General features: G+C 51.0%; 18 protein-coding genes. 12 read left to right on the top strand and 6 right to left on the bottom strand.

Annotation, left to right across the window (positions count from 1 at the left end; all coding sequences use genetic code 11):
• Positions 1 to 93 precede the first annotated feature (93 nt).
• The 4 genes from M1D70_RS25245 to M1D70_RS25230 all read right to left on the bottom strand — a co-directional run bounded on the left by M1D70_RS25245 (position 94) and on the right by M1D70_RS25230 (position 3,701).
• Positions 94 to 1,059 (bottom strand): alpha/beta hydrolase, encoded by a 966-nt coding sequence (locus M1D70_RS25245; RefSeq protein WP_009589359.1) that lies wholly within the window; start codon positions 1,057 to 1,059, stop codon positions 94 to 96.
• 55 nt (positions 1,060 to 1,114) lie between these two features.
• Complete coding sequence (locus tag M1D70_RS25240; protein WP_015737157.1) at positions 1,115 to 2,083, bottom strand: type I phosphomannose isomerase catalytic subunit; 969 nt, start codon at positions 2,081 to 2,083, stop codon at positions 1,115 to 1,117.
• Between the two features lie 74 nt (positions 2,084 to 2,157).
• Positions 2,158 to 2,748 (bottom strand): class I SAM-dependent methyltransferase, encoded by a 591-nt coding sequence (locus M1D70_RS25235; protein WP_456288275.1) that lies wholly within the window; start codon positions 2,746 to 2,748, stop codon positions 2,158 to 2,160.
• Positions 2,748 to 3,701, bottom strand: coding sequence for a TIGR01212 family radical SAM protein (locus tag M1D70_RS25230; RefSeq protein ID WP_456288274.1), 954 nt, complete (start codon positions 3,699 to 3,701; stop codon positions 2,748 to 2,750). The genes M1D70_RS25235 and M1D70_RS25230 overlap by 1 nt, the downstream gene beginning before the upstream one ends.
• Before the next feature lie 311 nt (positions 3,702 to 4,012).
• Between M1D70_RS25230 and M1D70_RS25225 the strand changes: the two genes are divergently transcribed.
• Both M1D70_RS25225 and trmB read left to right on the top strand, forming a co-directional pair.
• Positions 4,013 to 4,195: a hypothetical protein gene (locus M1D70_RS25225; RefSeq protein WP_015737155.1), complete on the top strand. Its 183-nt coding sequence runs from the start codon at positions 4,013 to 4,015 to the stop codon at positions 4,193 to 4,195.
• 191 nt (positions 4,196 to 4,386) lie between these two features.
• A complete protein-coding gene (gene trmB, locus M1D70_RS25220; RefSeq protein WP_009589338.1) occupies positions 4,387 to 5,100 on the top strand; it encodes a tRNA (guanosine(46)-N7)-methyltransferase TrmB in 714 nt (237 codons plus the stop codon).
• 119 nt (positions 5,101 to 5,219) lie between these two features.
• Here the strand turns inward: trmB and M1D70_RS25215 are convergent, their stop codons facing one another.
• Positions 5,220 to 6,347 carry a UDP-N-acetylglucosamine--LPS N-acetylglucosamine transferase gene (locus M1D70_RS25215; RefSeq protein WP_009589326.1) on the bottom strand — a complete coding sequence of 376 codons (1,128 nt, stop codon included), beginning with the start codon at positions 6,345 to 6,347 and terminating at the stop codon, positions 5,220 to 5,222.
• 230 nt (positions 6,348 to 6,577) lie between these two features.
• Here M1D70_RS25215 and M1D70_RS25210 point away from each other — a divergent pair, with 230 nt between their 5' ends.
• From M1D70_RS25210 to M1D70_RS25185, 6 genes are all read left to right on the top strand, one after another.
• Positions 6,578 to 6,742, top strand: a complete 165-nt coding sequence (locus tag M1D70_RS25210) for a hypothetical protein (RefSeq protein WP_015737153.1) — start codon at positions 6,578 to 6,580, stop codon at positions 6,740 to 6,742.
• Between the two features lie 271 nt (positions 6,743 to 7,013).
• A complete protein-coding gene (locus M1D70_RS25205) occupies positions 7,014 to 8,252 on the top strand; it encodes a glycosyltransferase family 2 protein (protein ID WP_009589322.1) in 1,239 nt (412 codons plus the stop codon).
• Positions 8,253 to 8,530: 278 nt separating this feature from the next.
• Entirely contained in the window at positions 8,531 to 9,025 is a 495-nt protein-coding gene (gene infC / locus M1D70_RS25200) for a translation initiation factor IF-3 (RefSeq protein ID WP_009589332.1), read from the top strand.
• 26 nt (positions 9,026 to 9,051) lie between these two features.
• Entirely contained in the window at positions 9,052 to 9,252 is a 201-nt protein-coding gene (rpmI, locus tag M1D70_RS25195) for a 50S ribosomal protein L35 (protein WP_007127239.1), read from the top strand.
• A 30-nt stretch (positions 9,253 to 9,282) separates the two neighbouring features.
• Complete coding sequence (rplT, locus tag M1D70_RS25190; RefSeq protein WP_006212255.1) at positions 9,283 to 9,642, top strand: 50S ribosomal protein L20; 360 nt, start codon at positions 9,283 to 9,285, stop codon at positions 9,640 to 9,642.
• Between the two features lie 204 nt (positions 9,643 to 9,846).
• Entirely contained in the window at positions 9,847 to 10,215 is a 369-nt protein-coding gene (locus M1D70_RS25185) for a hypothetical protein (RefSeq protein ID WP_456288273.1), read from the top strand.
• Here the strand turns inward: M1D70_RS25185 and M1D70_RS25180 are convergent, their stop codons facing one another.
• Entirely contained in the window at positions 10,216 to 10,665 is a 450-nt protein-coding gene (locus M1D70_RS25180; protein WP_015737151.1) for a GNAT family N-acetyltransferase, read from the bottom strand.
• Between the two features lie 609 nt (positions 10,666 to 11,274).
• Here M1D70_RS25180 and ilvB point away from each other — a divergent pair.
• From ilvB to M1D70_RS25160, 4 genes are all read left to right on the top strand, one after another.
• Positions 11,275 to 13,017, top strand: coding sequence for a biosynthetic-type acetolactate synthase large subunit (gene ilvB, locus M1D70_RS25175; RefSeq protein WP_456288272.1), 1,743 nt, complete (start codon positions 11,275 to 11,277; stop codon positions 13,015 to 13,017).
• A 1-nt stretch (position 13,018) separates the two neighbouring features.
• Positions 13,019 to 13,504 carry an acetolactate synthase small subunit gene (gene ilvN, locus M1D70_RS25170; RefSeq protein WP_009589349.1) on the top strand — a complete coding sequence of 162 codons (486 nt, stop codon included), beginning with the start codon at positions 13,019 to 13,021 and terminating at the stop codon, positions 13,502 to 13,504.
• A 165-nt stretch (positions 13,505 to 13,669) separates the two neighbouring features.
• A complete protein-coding gene (gene ilvC / locus M1D70_RS25165; RefSeq protein ID WP_009589347.1) occupies positions 13,670 to 14,662 on the top strand; it encodes a ketol-acid reductoisomerase in 993 nt (330 codons plus the stop codon).
• 164 nt (positions 14,663 to 14,826) lie between these two features.
• Positions 14,827 to 16,365 (top strand): 2-isopropylmalate synthase, encoded by a 1,539-nt coding sequence (locus tag M1D70_RS25160; protein ID WP_009589363.1) that lies wholly within the window; start codon positions 14,827 to 14,829, stop codon positions 16,363 to 16,365.
• Positions 16,366 to 16,604: the final 239 nt, after the last annotated feature.

Here is a 16,604-nt window from a genome sequence, read left to right as displayed (position 1 = left end):
ACTAACGAACTGCATAACAGCATAATAAAAGGGATGCCCTGGATTTCAAAAAAACCGGGGCATCCCTTTTATGTGTTGTGGCATCACGCTTTGTTACATCACTCGTATCGATTCTTGCGGTACATTGTCCGAGCCGGAGGTGTGCCGTTCGAGCCAGTCGAGAACATCGGCTGCCACATCGGCACGGTTGGTCTCGTGCAGCATTTCGTGGCGGCCGCCCGGATACAAACGGTATTCGAGGTCCTGAACGCCATGCTTCCGGTACAATTCGATCAACCGCCGCACGCCTTTGCCGCGGTGTCCGACCGGATCATCCTCGCCCGAGAAAATATAGACAGGTTTATCCTTCGGAAGACATTTCATCAATTGAGGCTGGTGGATCTGTGACAGCAGCTTGAAGAAATCGCGAAAGAAGCGAGCGGTGCACACCTTGCCGCAGTATGGGTCGTTGATATACTTATCCACTTCGGCTTCATCCCGGGATAGCCAATCGAACGGCGTGCGAATAGGACCGAATCCTTTGTTGTAAGGACCGAACACCAGGGCGTTCAGCATCAGGCTCCGGTGCGTGTTTCCTTGCAGGCGCATTTGTGCAGCCGCCAAGCTCATGCCGAACGTCAGTAGTCCCTGGGGACCGTTGGTGCCTGACAGGATGAATCCGTCGAATAATTCACCGTCCGAACAGATGATTTTTTGCGTCAAAAAGGATCCCATGCTGTGCCCCATCAAATAATGCGGAACGCCGTCATGGCGCTTCTTGAGCTCGGCAGCAAGAAGCAGCTGGTCTTCAATCATTCCTTCAAAGCCGTCTTCCCCGGCATCGCCGAGATGCGTAAGCCCGGCCGTTAGCCCATGGCCACGGTGGTCGTTGCAGTATACGGCATAGCCGTGCTCCGTGAGCAATTCGGCAAGCTCCTCGTAGCGCTTGCCGGTTTCGCACATGCCATGCGCGATTTGCACAATGGCACGAACGGGATCATCCGGGCCGGGCAGCCATTCATATACAAAAACATGCATACCCTGCGTATTCAGCATCGTAAACGTGTCGGTTTGCATCATTAGGGCTGGCACCTCCACAAGAACGAATGGTTTATATCATTTATTTATACCCTGTTTAAGGCAAATATGAACGCAGAACCGTGGATTGCCCGTCCAATGTATAGGCCCCCAGATTCGCAGGCAGCAGGAAGCACTGTCCTGACGTGTAATCGATGGAGCCGTTATCCCAGCTGAGGGTTCCTTGGCCGTCGCATACAACCACGATCGTGAAGCTTTCCGCGGAAGTGGACAAGGACCATGCACCGCTCACGACGCCTTTTTCCACGACGAAATACGGGGATTTGGCAAGCTCAAGCCATTCTCCCGGCGCCGTTCCTTCCGTGCTCATGGTGGTTGCGCCCGATCCTTCATAGGCCGTCACGTTCAAGGAATCTTCGATATGAAGCTCGCGCGGCTTACCGTCAAGGCCCGGTCGATTATAATCGAAAATCCGGTAGGTCGTATCCGAGTTTTGCTGGATTTCCGCCACCACAACGCCCGCGCAGAGCGCATGCACGGTTCCTGCAGGTATGTAGAACGTATCTCCGGCTTTTACGGACACTTCTTGAAGCTGGTCCATAACGGTGCCGTTTTCCATGGCTTCCTTCAAGGTTTCCCGGTTCACGCCTTCTTTCAGGCCGTAGATGATTTTGGCGTCCGGCTTAGCATCCAGCACATACCACATTTCGGTCTTGCCAAGCTCGCCCTTCGGAAGCCCTTCGTAGTCATCGGTCGGATGGACCTGAACGGAGAGGTTGTCATTGCAGTCAAGCAGCTTGATCAGGAGCGGGAAACGTCCGTTAACCTCGGAGAATCCTTTGCTTCCGAACCATTCCCGCCCGAATTGCTCCCGGACCTCATCCAGGCCGCGTCCGGCAAGCTCGCCGTTCACGATGCTGGTCGTGCCGTTCGGATGGTCGGCGATCATCCAGCCTTCCCCGATATGTCCTTCAGGAATATCCAAGCCGAACTGCTCTAGTGCCCGGCCTCCCCACACGCGTTCTTTAAATTCAGGCTGGAACAATAATGGATATGGTTTTGTCATTGTAATCATCTACCTTTCATCATGTTTGGAATATTCTATGGATGTGAAGTGCGGTACCTCTCCTAGAACTTATATCATATCGGCTTCTTTCGTTCCAGTGCAATGAGATATGGCGCTTCGGAACGCTGAAGGCCGCGATACAAAATCGTTTGCACTTTGTGCTGGGGCAATTCCCCCGCCCAAGCTTGGACCGCGTCCGCCTCGGCATCGCCGCCCTTGTGGCCTGGATACAGCACGATGGTGATAATGCCCCCGGGGCGGAGCAGCTCGATTGCAGCCTCCAGGGCCGTGAGCGTACTGGCGGTCTCCGTCATGATCCGTTTATCCGATGAATCCGCCGGAAGGTAGCCGAGATTGAACATGATCGCACCCATGCGGCCGTGCTCAATCTCAGGTACGTACTCCCTCATAAGCGAATGGCTTTGAAGAAGAAGGCTAACCTCCGCGAGGGTGCCGGTCGGCTCCTTGTCCAGCCTTTCCCGAGTCAGCTGCAGCGCCTGCTCTTGAATATCGAAGGCATACACTTTGCCTTTTGATCCTGTGCATTTGGCTAAATACAGCGTATCGGCTCCGGTTCCGGCGGTTGCATCCAGCGCGATGTCTCCGGGACGGAGCCTTTCGGACACCAGTTTGTGGGCAAAACTCAAAACCGAGAGAAAGCCCATCAGGATACCCCCCACAATTTACCCTGCCACGTATCCCGGCGCTTGAGCTCGGCGTCAATGCCGTTAAGCACTTCCCATTTTTTGAGACTCCACGTCGGTCCGATCAAGAGATCCCGGGGAGCGTCTCCGGTTAGGCGGTGGACGATCATTTCCGGAGGTAAAAACTCCAGGCTATCCACGATAAGGCTGATGTATTCGTCCTGCTCCAGGAATCGCAGCAGCCCGGCTTCGTATTGCTTCACCATCGGCGTCTTGCGCATAAGGTGCAGCAGATGGATTTTGATTCCCTGCACATCCATCTTGGAGACCGCCCGGCCGGTGGCAAGCATCATGTCATGATCCTCTTGCGGAAGTCCGTAAATGATGTGTGTGCAGACCCGGATATTATGTTTGCGCAGCTTCTCGACGGCTTTCAAATAACATTCGGTATCATGGGCACGGTTGATCAGCTCGGAAGTGGAATCATGGATCGTTTGCAGACCCATTTCCACCCACAGATAGGTTCGCTCGTTCAGCTCCGCCAAGTATTCCACGACATCGTCAGGCAGGCAATCGGGACGTGTGGCGATCGACAAACCGACGACCCCCGGCTGCTGCAGAATGACTTCATAATATTCGCGAAGTTCTTCGACCGGAGCATACGTGTTGGTATAGGCTTGGAAATAGCCGATATATTTGGCGTTCGGCCATTTTTGGTGCTGCCGGTCACGGATGGTGTTGAACTGGGTAACGAGATCATCCCGCCGCCTTCCCGCGAAATCGCCGGAGCCGCGGGCGCTGCAAAAGGTGCATCCACCCTTGGCAATCGTGCCGTCACGGTTCGGACACGTAAAGCCGGCATCCAGCATAACCTTGAATACCTTCTCCTGGAACTGGCCGCGCATCTCGTAATTCCATGTATGAAAACGTTTGTCGCCCCATAAGGTCGGGGCGGGTATAAGTGGTGTGCTCATGTTTGCTCCTTTATAGCCGCTTAAGTTGAATTGAGACAGGTTCAGCCAAGGCCCTTGGGAACCCATAATTTACTGGCCTTTTACTTAAATGAAGCAGCTACGTCCATTGTAACAAAAAATAAAGGATTGCGTTATATACAGGTCTTCAAGCCTAATTAAGACGTTGTTACTTGAATGGATTGCATATAATTGGTATATTTAAAATAGAAAAATAAAAAGATGATTCAAGCAATTTTGGCATGGGTATATAACGGATAGGATTCATATTTGTGTGACGTCATGGATACAATAATACCGTGAGGTGATTACGAATGAATTCATCGACAGTAAAGAATGACAGTAAAGACAAAATCGCTGTGGAGCTTACCCCGAATGAAGCCCTAGCCCTTACCGGCGTGGAGTTTAACTCCGACCAGGGAGTCAAGGCTTCGGCACGTCGCAAGATTCGGGCCGCCTTTGAGAAGACGTTTGATTTTACGTCGGAAGAAAGGTAGACTATTCACAGTTTAACTATCGCGGAACCCCAATTCCAAATATAAGAAAAAGGAACCTAAAGCCTCTGCGTTGAGCAGAGCGTAGGTTCCTTTTTCTATGGGGCGCTTTACTTTTGGGGTCAACTTCGTCACAATAAATGCAGTATCGGGATATCATTCTAAATTTACTTGGAAAGTTTCGGAGGTATGACATGCGTTTACGCGGAAGAAAAGGTATACGGGAAAATCTGGAGCAGCAGGAAGACCTGGTCGTTTTGGACCCCGGTCAATATAGAGGGAAGTGGGCTTCGTTATTTGGCAACGACCTTCCGATCCATGTCGAATTCGGCATGGGCAAGGGCCAATTTATAAGCCAGATGAGTTACAAGCATCAGCAAGTGAATTTCATCGGCGTCGACATGTACGACGAGCTGATTCGCCGCGCAAGCGAGAAGGGGCGCAACGTCTGGGCCCAGGAGGGAGTCGATACCCCGCCGAATCTGAAGCTGGCGCTGTTTAATATCGAGAATGTCGAGGAGGTTTTTGAGCCCGGCGAAATTGAACGGTTATATTTGAACTTCAGCGATCCGTGGCCAAAAACAAAGCATGCACGCCGTCGTCTGACGCATCCGCGCTTTCTGGACAAGTATTCCCGGATCCTGAACGAGCGGGGGGAGATCCATTTTAAGACCGATTCGGTCACGCTCTTCGAATTCTCCCTGAATGCATTTGCCGATTATGGTCTGCAAATGACGAACATTTCGCTGGATCTGCATCGCGACGGGCTGAACGAAGAGCACGTCATGACAGAATACGAAACGAAATTCGTCGGCCAAGGCATGCAAATTCATCGCTGCGAGGCGATTGTAGGCAAGGAAGCCCTTGCTTCATACCATCAGAATCGCCTTGAAAAATACGGAAAATAACATCCAAATGTGATAGTTTCTCTCGGTGATAGCGTTTACAACTATTATAATAGAAGAAAATCTATCCATTCGGGTGATATGCTCGCGATAGAACGCAGCAAAAAAGGTGTGCTCCTCATTCAGGAGTACACCTTTTCGTTTTCCAGCATGTCGATGATGCTGCGGGCGCTTTGCATGGGATGAAAGCGTTCGATGTCCTGCAAGTTTTGCGCCCGTTGTTCTTGAATCAGGTCGTATTGATGAAGCAGCTTGTTCATCCATTTGCCCAGAACCTCCAGGGAATGGATGGGCTCTCCCAATCCCTGCGCCGTGAAGTACTGGCAGTTTTCTTCTTCCTGTCCCGGAAGGGGCTGATGGAACAGCATCGGAATTCCTTTGGCCAGGCCTTCGGTACATGTCATGCCGCCGGGCTTCGTAACGAGCAGATCCGACACCTCCATCAGCTTGTCGATCTCCCGCGTAAAGCCCAATATCCGGATGTTCGGATGCTGGAACCTGGAATTTCGCTCCATCTCCTCGCGTCCCTTATCATTATTGCCGAGGCAAAATATGATCTGGACTTCTTCTCGCCATCGGGTCAGAAATTCATGCACAACTTCGTCATTCATGATGCCCCAGCCTCCGCCCATCACCAGCACGGTAGGCATATCGGACAGGTTAAACCGCTCCCGGATTTCCTCTTTGCTCGGATGCGTCCAGAAGTCGGGATGGATCGGAATGCCGGTGACCTGAATTTTGGCTTGGGAAACCCCGCGATTGAGCAGCTTTCGCTTCACTTCCGGCGTGGACACGAAATATCGGTCGACCTCAGGGCTGATCCATGTATCGTGAGCATCATAATCGGTTATAACGGTACACAGGGGCACATTCGTGCCCAGCCGTTTCAAACGCGAGATGACCGCACTTGGTATGAAATGGGTGCACACAATGATGTCGGGTCGGAGCTGCCTGACCACGTTCTTGGTGCTTGTATAGAACATTCGGTGAAGAGCTAAAGCGGTAAAACGGTTAAAGGATTTTTGATGGCGGTACATGTACCCGACCAATCTTGGGCGAGTCGTAATGGTCTTTCTGTAGGCCGAAATGATCAGTGGAGCGATTTTAGGGTTCAAGAAGCTCCCGAGCTCGAGAACTTTGGTCTGTACGCTAGGGGACAACTGGCGCAGGCTGCTGGAGAGTGCATGAGCGGCCTGTGTATGGCCTGCACCGAACCCTTCAGATAACAGCAAGACTCTTTTTTTAGCCACTACTTTTCACCCGTTCTGCAGCGTTATTCTTTAACTTTAACATATCGATTCTGGGAAGAGAAATCAACCACTTTCCCCTTGAAGGTAAGGGACTTTGGTCCCGGAAACGGCCAATTGATTCGGCAAGCTTCTCGCTGGACCCTTGCTACTTAAGGTGTTAGCCAGCAGCGCGCATTTTGTAGAAAATCAGGGTCCGTGGACTTTTGACTTGAGTAGGAGATGCCGCTACAATGATTCAAACGGACGTCAAAAAGTTTATTAGAGAAAGAGCACTGAAAAAAACGAAAACTTTTTGGTTGTCTGTTGCGTTTATTTATTGGCGGACAAGTCGAAAAAGAAAAAATGGGCAGCCAAGAGAAATAAAAAGCAAGAAAACGGATGAAAATAAGAACTAAAGCCGTTTGAAACGAAGCTTGCTGGCAAACTGGAATGCAAGCTGAGCTCTTTTACGAAGTTTTTCCGTAAATTAGAGCATTCCACGGTTTTGACAAAAGATTCAAAAGTGTGGAAAATCGTGTATGACGTGCGAAGTTGCCCCGCGGCACCGAGGCTACTAGAAGGACAGACACAAGTCACAGGGTCATAGCAACAACAAAAATGCGAAGAACTTAGAGAGAAAAAAACAACAAACATTCTCGGGTTATAAAAAGGGGGTAACGGAGAATCATGACAGACGCCATCTTTATCGCGCTCCAACTATTCTTGGCCGCGGTGGGTGTGTACCAGTTCGTATTCTCTTTGTTTGGTCTGGTCAAAAGAAAAAAGAAACAACAGTTTGAACCCAATAAATCATTTGCAGTGTTAGTTGCTGCGCATAACGAAGAGCAGGTTGTCGGAGCATTAATGGAGAACCTGAAACAGCTTAATTATCCGAAACATCTGTACGACGTATTTGTCATTTGCGACAACTGTACAGACCGTACAGCAGAGATCGTCCGTGCCCACGGGATGAACGCCTGCGTGCGCACGAATCAGAATCTTCGAGGCAAAGGCTATGCCATCGAATGGATGCTGAAAGAGCTCTGGGCGATGCCGCGCCAGTATGACGCGGTCGTTATGTTTGATGCGGATAATCTGGCGGATCCGAATTTCTTGAATGAAATGAACAACGATCTTTGCTCTGGAGCGAGAGTTATCCAGGGATATATCGATACCAAGAACCCAGAGGATTCTTGGATCACCGCTTCTTACGGGGTTTCCTACTGGTATATCAACCGCTTGTGGCAGTTGTCCCGCAGCAATCTGAACATGGCCAACTTCCTCGGCGGAACGGGAATGTGCTTTGAGACCAATCTCTTGAAGGAGATCGGCTGGGGCGCGACCAGTCTGGTGGAGGACTTGGAGTTCACCATGCGCAGCGTCATGCGCGGCGTGTATCCGAAGTTCAATTACGACGCGAAGGTATTCGACGAAAAGCCGCTTACGTTTAAGGCTTCCGCCAGACAACGTCTGCGCTGGATGCAGGGTCACTTTACGGTTGCCCGCCGTTATTTCTTCCCGCTGTTGTGGCGTGCCATTAAGGAGCGCAGCCTTGTGAAGCTGGACTTGGCCCTTTACGGAGTCAACGTCTACATCGTGCTGTTGACTTTCTTGTTGACGGCCATCATCTGGGTTGACAGCTCGTTCTTCAATGGTCCGAACATCGCGAACCTGTACGGTTATTTACCGCTGTGGCTGAGCTTTACGGCAATTGCAGCGAATGTGTTCACGTTCATGATTGCGATGATTCTGGAGAAGGTGAAGTACAAGAAGGTATATATGTATCTGGTGCTGTTTCCGATTTATCTGCTGTCGTGGTATCCCATCACGGTATACGCGTTCTTCACGCAGAACAACAAGCAGTGGAGTCATACGGAGCATACCCGGGTTGTGCGCCTTGAAGAAGTTCAGAGCAAACAAGGCTAATCCAAAGTTTTTATTCCATTTGTGTTGACAGATGTTAGGATGGCCTGTTATACTATTCTAGTCTGTTAAACAGAATATCTGATTGCAAGCAGAAGCGCCGCTTCTCACCTGACCGACATGCGTTGGCTGGTTTGATCACGAAATCAATGAATGGATTCAACTTCATTTGTGAGATGAGTATCAAATAGGGATGTCGGTGGTTAACCCGTCATCCCTTTATTTTTTGCAAACAGGAACAACAAGTAATTTGGAGGTGGAGGACTATCAGTAAGGAACATATGATCAATGACGAGATTCGGGCCAAAGAAGTACGTTTGGTTGGTGCCGAAGGTGAGCAAATCGGGATCAAGCCGATTCGTGAAGCACTGCAAATGGCAATTGATCTCAATCTGGATCTGGTGAACGTGGCCCCTCAGGCGAAACCGCCGGTATGCCGCATCATGGACTACGGTAAATTCCGCTATGAGCAGCAGAAGAAAGAGAAGGAAGCACGGAAGAACCAGAAAATTGTGGACATCAAAGAAGTATGGTTCCGAGCCAACATTGAGGAGCATGATTATCAAACCAAGCTTCGCAATGTCGTTAAGTTTTTGAAAGACGGCGATAAAGTGAAATGCTCCGTGCGTTTCCGCGGCCGTGAAATCACCCATGCTAACATCGGTCAGAAGATTTTGGAGCGCGTGAAGACGGAAGTGGCGGATCTCTGCGTCATTGAGCGTCAGCCGAAATTGGAAGGCCGCAGCATGATTATGATTTTGGCTCCAAAAGCCTAAGAGAAATTAGAGGAGGAAGTACTACAATGCCTAAAATGAAAACACATAGCAGCCTGAAAGGCCGCTTCAAAATTACTGGTACTGGTAAAGTTAAACGTTATAAAGCTTACAAAAACCACTTGCTTTCCCACAAATCCAAGCGTGCGAAGCGCGTATTGTCCAATAGCCCTGTCATGGCGCCTGGAGATGTTAAACGTTTGAAGCAAGGTCTGGCTAACTTGAAATAGTAAACAACAATTATTGGGAGGTCTTTTGATATGGCACGAGTTAAAGGCGGATTTGTCGTTCGTCGTCGACATAAAAAAGTATTGAAGCTTGCGAAAGGTTATTTCGGTTCCAAACACCGCATTTTTAAAACAGCGAACGAGCAGGTTATGAAATCCCTCGTTTATGCATACCGCGATCGTCGCAATACGAAGCGTAACTTCCGCAAATTGTGGATCGTTCGTATCAACGCGGCTGCTCGTCAAAACGGTCTGTCCTACAGCAAATTGATGCATGGACTGAAGCTTGCTGGCGTGGACATCAACCGCAAAATGCTGGCTGATCTGGCTGTGAATGACTTGAACGCGTTCAATTCCTTGGCTACTGTAGCTAAAGAAAAAGTGAACGCTTAATTATACGTGTATGAAAAAACCGCCGTAATATTACGGCGGTTTTTTTTATTTTGCGTCCCCGCGCTACCCTACATCATTTCGGCGGCACGGGTGCTCGGCTCATGGAGAGAGTCGCCTATCTTTTGCTATCGTAAGGGCCATGAAACAAGCAAGGGAACTCCTTCCGGAATAAATTGAAATGTATATTACCTGAGGAGGGATCTTATGCACAAGCCTGTCAGCAAGGCGAAAGTGAAATCATACGTGGGCAAAGAGATCGTGGCGTATAAGAAAAACGGAACTGTGGTGACGGGCAAGCTGGTACGCGTCTCTGGCAACCGCCTTTTTGTGGAACCGGCAACCAAGGGGAAAAAGGTGAAAACCAAGGCGATTATTCCGCTCGCATTGTTTGACCTTCTTGCCATTGGTACGGCCCCTTATGCATATGGCGGCGGGTTTGGAGGCTACCCTGGCGGCGGGTTTGGAGGCTACCCTGGCGGCTTTGGACCGGGTTACGGCGGCTTCGGGCCGGGCTTTGGACCAGGCTTTGGACCGGGTTTTGGACCAGGCTTCGGGCCAGGCTTCTTCTGGTAATTAGAGGAACCAAATCTTTTCCAGCTCATAACATCGGCTGGGTTCGATCATTCTGGTCACCGTATAGCCAAGCTTTCGGTAAAAATGAAGGCCGGTGTGGTTGCCGATGTCCACCATGACTTTGGCACGTTTGCATCCGCGGGATACAGCGAAACGTTCGGCATGTTCCATCAAACGGACACCCCACCGTTTTCGCTGTGCGGTGGATGCGACGGCCAGCATATCGATATACAGCAGCTCGCCGTGCATCATGAAATGGATAAAAGCAACGATTTTTTCGTTATCCTGAGGCGAAGCGACAAGGGTCACGCCGCGCCGTAAACGAGAGGGAATATCCTTGCGGATGAGGTCCAGCTCTTTTTTGGTCATATGGGAAAGCGGGACGAGTTGGGACTCGATGAGCTGCAGAATCATCGGATCATCCTGGTCCGGTTTTCGGTAACGGATCATCGTGTTGTTTCCTCCCTTCACCGCGGTTAAGTCTGCTCCATTTATCATATGTAGCAGGGTTTCATAGGGTGTTTTGCTTCAAGGCGGCGGAGGAATTGCGCCCATTGTGAATGAAAACCTTTCATCGGAAGTAAAATAAATGTGTTGACTTCTGGATTGAATGAATCATATAATGTTTCTAAACATTTTAACGAATATATCCAATCGGCAATGATGAGGACGAAGTTTAAAGGGCTCTTTTGCTCAGAGAGTGGATGGATCAGCTGAAACCACCACCAAAACCCCTTTTATACGAGCTCACCTCGGAGCTGTTTCCCTGAAAGATGCTACGCTATGACTTTATCGCATTAAGTCGTAACAGCGTTTATTAGGGGGAATCGTCTTAGTCCGCGTTACGGACTGCAGATATTGAAGAGCTGTGTTCATGCGTTCTTCATACCTGCTGAGGCTCTGCACTGCGAGGTGTAGGGCAAATATGGGTGGTACCACGGAAGCTAAACCTTTCGTCCCTCACACGGAGATGCTCCGGGTGTGGCGACGGAAGGTTTTTTTGTTGCTTGAATCATGGATGAAAGAGAAGAGTGCCAATATTTGAGAGGAGGATGACTGATGAGCGCGCAAACTCCAGAAGTGCGGTCTACAGAACAATTACGAGAGAAATGGTTGAAGCCTGAAGTGATTACCGGTTCGGAAATCTTGCTTCGGAGTCTTCTGCTCGAAGGTGTCGAGTGCGTCTTCGGATATCCGGGCGGAGCCGTCCTGTATATCTACGATGCGATGTATGGTTTTAAGGATTTCAACCATGTCTTGACCCGACACGAGCAAGGTGCCATTCATGCCGCTGACGGTTACGCCCGCGCAAGCGGCAAAGTCGGCGTATGCATAGCAACTTCAGGACCGGGGGCAACGAACCTTGTGACCGGTATCGCAACAGCTTACATGGATTCCGTTCCGCTCGTTGTTATTACCGGTAACGTTGCAACAACCCTGATCGGTACGGATGCTTTCCAGGAAGCGGACATTACAGGCATCACGATGCCGATTACGAAACACAGCTATCTGGTAAGGGACGTTAAGGATCTGCCAAGGGTGATTCATGAGGCCTTCCATATCGCCTCAACCGGCCGCAAAGGACCGGTGCTGATCGACATTCCGAAGGATGTATCGGCGGCAACCACGCTGTTCCAGCCGGAAGAGCGAATCCAGCTGAGAGGATATAATCCTCGGACGGTGCCGAACAAACTTCAGTTGGATAAACTGGCCCGCGCGATCGAGGAGGCCGAGCGTCCGATGATTCTTGCCGGCGGCGGCGTGATTTACTCCGGTGCTCATGAAGGACTGTACGAATTCGTGAACAAAACCGGGATTCCGATCACGACAACGCTTCTCGGCCTTGGCGCCTTCCCGACAGGCAACGATCTGTGGACAGGAATGCCGGGCATGCACGGAACCTACACATCGAACCATGGTATTCAGCAGTCTGATCTGCTGATCAACATCGGGGCAAGATTTGATGACAGGGTTACCGGCAAGCTTGACGGATTCGCGCCTCACGCGAAGATCGTTCATATCGACATTGACCCGGCCGAGATCGGCAAGAACGTGCCGACCGATATTCCGATTGTCGGTGACGTGAAGACGGTGCTTGAGATGCTGAACCCGATCGTTTCGTACGCTGCGAAAGCAGACGCGTGGAGAGACCAGATCCGCAAATGGAAAGCCGAGTATCCTTTCCGTTACGTCGATTCGGATACGGTGCTGAAGCCGCAATGGGTTATCGAAATGCTGAACGATACCACGAAGGGCGAAGCCATTGTAACGACTGACGTTGGTCAGCACCAAATGTGGGCCGCGCAGTATTACAAGTTCAACCAGCCGCGTTCCTGGATCACCTCCGGCGGACTCGGAACGATGGGCTTCGGATTCCCGTCCGCGATCGGGGCACAGATGGCGCATCCGGAACGCCTGGTCATTTCGATCAACGGAGACGGCGGCATGCAGATGTGTTCGCAAGAACTTGCCATCTGCGCCATCAACAACATTCCGGTGAAGATCGTTGTCATCAACAACCAAGTGCTCGGCATGGTTCGTCAATGGCAGGAGCTGATTTACGATAACCGATACAGCCACATCGATCTGGCAGGCAGCCCTGATTTCGTCAAGCTGGCCGAAGCTTACGGTGTCAAAGGACTTCGCGCCACGACGAAAGAAGAAGCTCAGCGTGCTTGGGCCGAAGCGATGGAAACACCGGGACCCGTCCTCGTTGAATTCGTTGTTGAGAAGGGCGAGAACGTGTATCCGATGGTGACGCAAGGGTCGACAATCGATCAAATGCTGATGGGGGATGCGTAAGATGAGTACAAAACATACCATTGCCGTACTAGTAAACGACCAGCCGGGTGTCCTGCAGCGTGTATCCGGGTTATTCGGACGCCGGGGCTTTAACATCGAGAGCATTACCGTGGGGCAGTCGGAGGAAATCGGCTTGTCCCGGATGGTTATCGTAACCACCGGAGACGAAACGACGCTGGAGCAGGTAGAGAAGCAGCTTTACAAGCTGATCGATGTTATTAAAGTCATCAATCTGAGCTCGAAGCCGATGGTCGCCAGGGAGCTCGCCCTGATCAAAGTAAAAGCCGAGCCGTCGGCAAGACCGGAAATTATGGGCGTTGTCGAGACCTTCCGCGCATCCGTCGTGGATATCGGCACGACCAACCTGATGGTTCAGGTTGTCGGCGATACCGTCAAAATCGATGCGATGATCGAGCTGCTTAAGCCTTATGGCATCCAGGAGCTTTCCCGTACCGGGGTTACCGCGATGATTCGCGGTAACGCGTAATGATGTAACATTATTCTTTTTATCCGGATGACAAAGTTATTGCAATATAAGCGTTAGACACCTGCATGGCATGAGCGGGTGTCTCAGCAGATCGGGTAAGCAGCGGTCTATTGAGATACCCGCTCATCATGAAGGGTCTTTAAAATCAAAGGAGGACTTATACAAATGGCAATTACTACTTATTATGAACAAGATGCAGAACTCAGCGTGCTGAAAGACAAAACAATCGCGGTTATCGGCTACGGAAGCCAAGGTCATGCGCAAGCGCAAAACCTGCGCGACAGCGGACTTCAGGTTGTCATTGGTCTTCGTGAAGGCAAATCGTTCGACAAAGCGAAAAACGACGGTTTCGAAGTACTCCCTGTAGCGGAAGCCGTTAGCCGTGCGGATGTAGTACAAATCCTGATGCCGGATGAAACGCAAGCAGCGGTGTACAAAAACGATATCGAGCCAAACCTGAAAAAAGGCGCGGCACTGATGTTCTCCCACGGTTTCAACGTTCATTTCGGTCAAATCGTAGCTCCTAAGGACAACGACGTTCTTCTGGTTGCTCCTAAATCCCCGGGTCACATGGTTCGCCGTACGTACGTTGAAGGCTTTGGCGTACCTGGATTGATCGCAATCGAGAAAGACGCGACTGGACAAGCTAAGGCGATCGGTCTTGCTTATGCAAAAGGCATCGGCTGTACCCGCGCAGGCGTTATCGAGACTTCCTTCCGCGAAGAAACCGAAACAGACTTGTTCGGTGAGCAAGCGGTATTGTGCGGCGGTGTCTCCGCATTGGTCAAAGCAGGTTTCGAAACGTTGACCGAAGCTGGATATGCGCCGGAAATGGCATACTTCGAGTGCCTGCATGAACTGAAGCTGATCGTGGACATGATCTATGAAGGCGGTCTTGCAAGCATGCGCGACTCCATCAGCAACACGGCGGAGTATGGCGACTATGTAACAGGCCCTCGCGTGGTAACCGAAGATACCAAGAAGGCAATGAAAGAAGTCCTGTCCGATATTCAACAAGGTAAATTCGCCCGCGACTTTATCCTTGAGAACCAATCGGGACGCGCTTTCCTGACAGCTACTCGCCGCAACGAGTCCGAGCATCCGATCGAAGTGGTGGGTGCAGAGCTTCGCGAAATGATGCATTGGATCAAAAAATAAGAATATATAGAATTCATAAGGAATTCTTCGGGGTTTGGGGCAGCCCGGCATGAGATGATGATGCTGCTGCCCGGACCCGTCAGATTAAGCAGCCGGCGGCAGGGGATTCTATCAACTGCCGCCGGATGTTTACGTCATGAGATAAACTTCAAGGAGGTGCCGACATGCGAAAGATTTATGTCTTTGATACAACGCTGAGAGATGGTGAGCAGTCTCCTGGCGTGAATTTGAACACTCGGGAAAAGGTGGAAATCGCCCTTCAGCTCGAAAAGTTGAAAATCGACCGCATGGAAGCAGGGTTTCCAGCGGCGTCACCCGGTGACCTTGCAGCTGTGAATGCAGTGGCACGCGCGGTTAAGGACGTTACGGTCATTGGATTGTCACGCTCCAGAGAAAATGACATCGATGCGGTTCGCGAAGCGCTTCAAGGCGCCCAGGACCCGTGCATTCACGTGTTCCTGGCCACTTCGCCGATTCACCGCAAGTTCAAGCTGCGGATGGAGAAGCAGCAGGTGCTGGAAACGGCGCAGGCTTCGATCCGTTACGCAAAGAAATACTTTTCCAAAGTGGAATTTTCCCTGGAGGATGCGGGCCGGACCGAGCTTGATTTCATGGCCGAGGTCGTCGCCATGGCAGTGCGCGAAGGCGCCAATGTCGTGAACATTCCGGATACCGTGGGATATTTGAACCCTTCGGAATACGGGGCCATCTTCAAATACTTGAAGGAAAATGTTCCGGATATCGAGAAGGTTCAGCTGAGTGCGCACTGCCATAACGATCTGGGCATGGCCACGGCGAACACCCTTGCCGCCATTCTGAACGGGGCCGATCAGATCGAAGGCACGATCAACGGAATCGGTGAACGTGCAGGCAATACCGCGATCGAGGAAATTGCGATGGCGCTCGAGACGCGTTCCGAATTCTTTGGAGCGAAGACGGGGCTGGCCTTAACCGAAATCGCCCGCACGAGCCGCCTTGTAAGTAAGCTGACCGGCATGGTCGTGCCAGGCAACAAAGCGATTGTCGGCGCGAACGCATTCGCCCATGAATCCGGCATTCACCAGGACGGTATGCTGAAGGAGAAGACAACCTACGAAATTATGACCCCGGAGTCCATCGGACTCAAAGAAAGCAAGCTGGTATTAGGCAAACATTCCGGCCGCCATGCTTTCCGGGAGAAGCTGCTGGATCTGGGTTATGAGCTGACCGAAGAACAGGTGAATGACGCATTCGCCAAATTCAAGGTGCTGGCCGACAAGAAGAAGGAAGTATCCGATGAGGATCTTCTGGCTCTGCTGGAGGAAAAACTGATCGATACGCCGGAGGTCTTCAAGCTGGAAACGATCTTTGTTGCTTACGGCAATGAATCAACGCCGACGGCGCGGGTGCGCATTGCGACAGAAGATCAGACGATTGAAGAAGAGGCCGAGGGCAACGGTTCCGTGGACGCGATTTATAACGCGATCGACAAGGTGACCGGAGAAGAGGTTACGCTTGCGGATTATTCCATCAAGTCGGTAACGCACGGCAAGGATGCCCAAGGTGAAGTGCATGTCGTGCTGTCGCAAAACGACGTGGCCGCTCAAGGCCGCGGCTTGAGCACCGACATTCTGGAAGCGAGCGCACGAGCCTACGTCGATGCGGTGAACGTCCTGATCGAGAAACGCAAAACGTTTAGCCGGCGCGAGCGCGCTACGCTGTAATCCATACATGGCGTGATGGGAGCTTTACTTTCAGCTTGAGCGCTGAAGGTGCATGCCATAAAAAAAGAGGAGCCGCTATTGAAGCGGCACCTCTTTTTTTTGCTTTATAAAACTGTTGGCCAGACATGGAATGCAGGTATCGAGACACTAGCATCGAGCTTAAACGGCCTCATAGCAGTGCGCCGATACCGGATTGATGCAGCTGATCAATGAGATAAGACGTTTGGGCGTCGATGCGG

It is taken from the genome of Paenibacillus sp. AK002, from assembly GCF_053903045.1.
The sequence above is the reverse complement of the archived record's forward strand: the minus strand, read 5'-3'. Positions and strand labels throughout refer to the sequence as shown.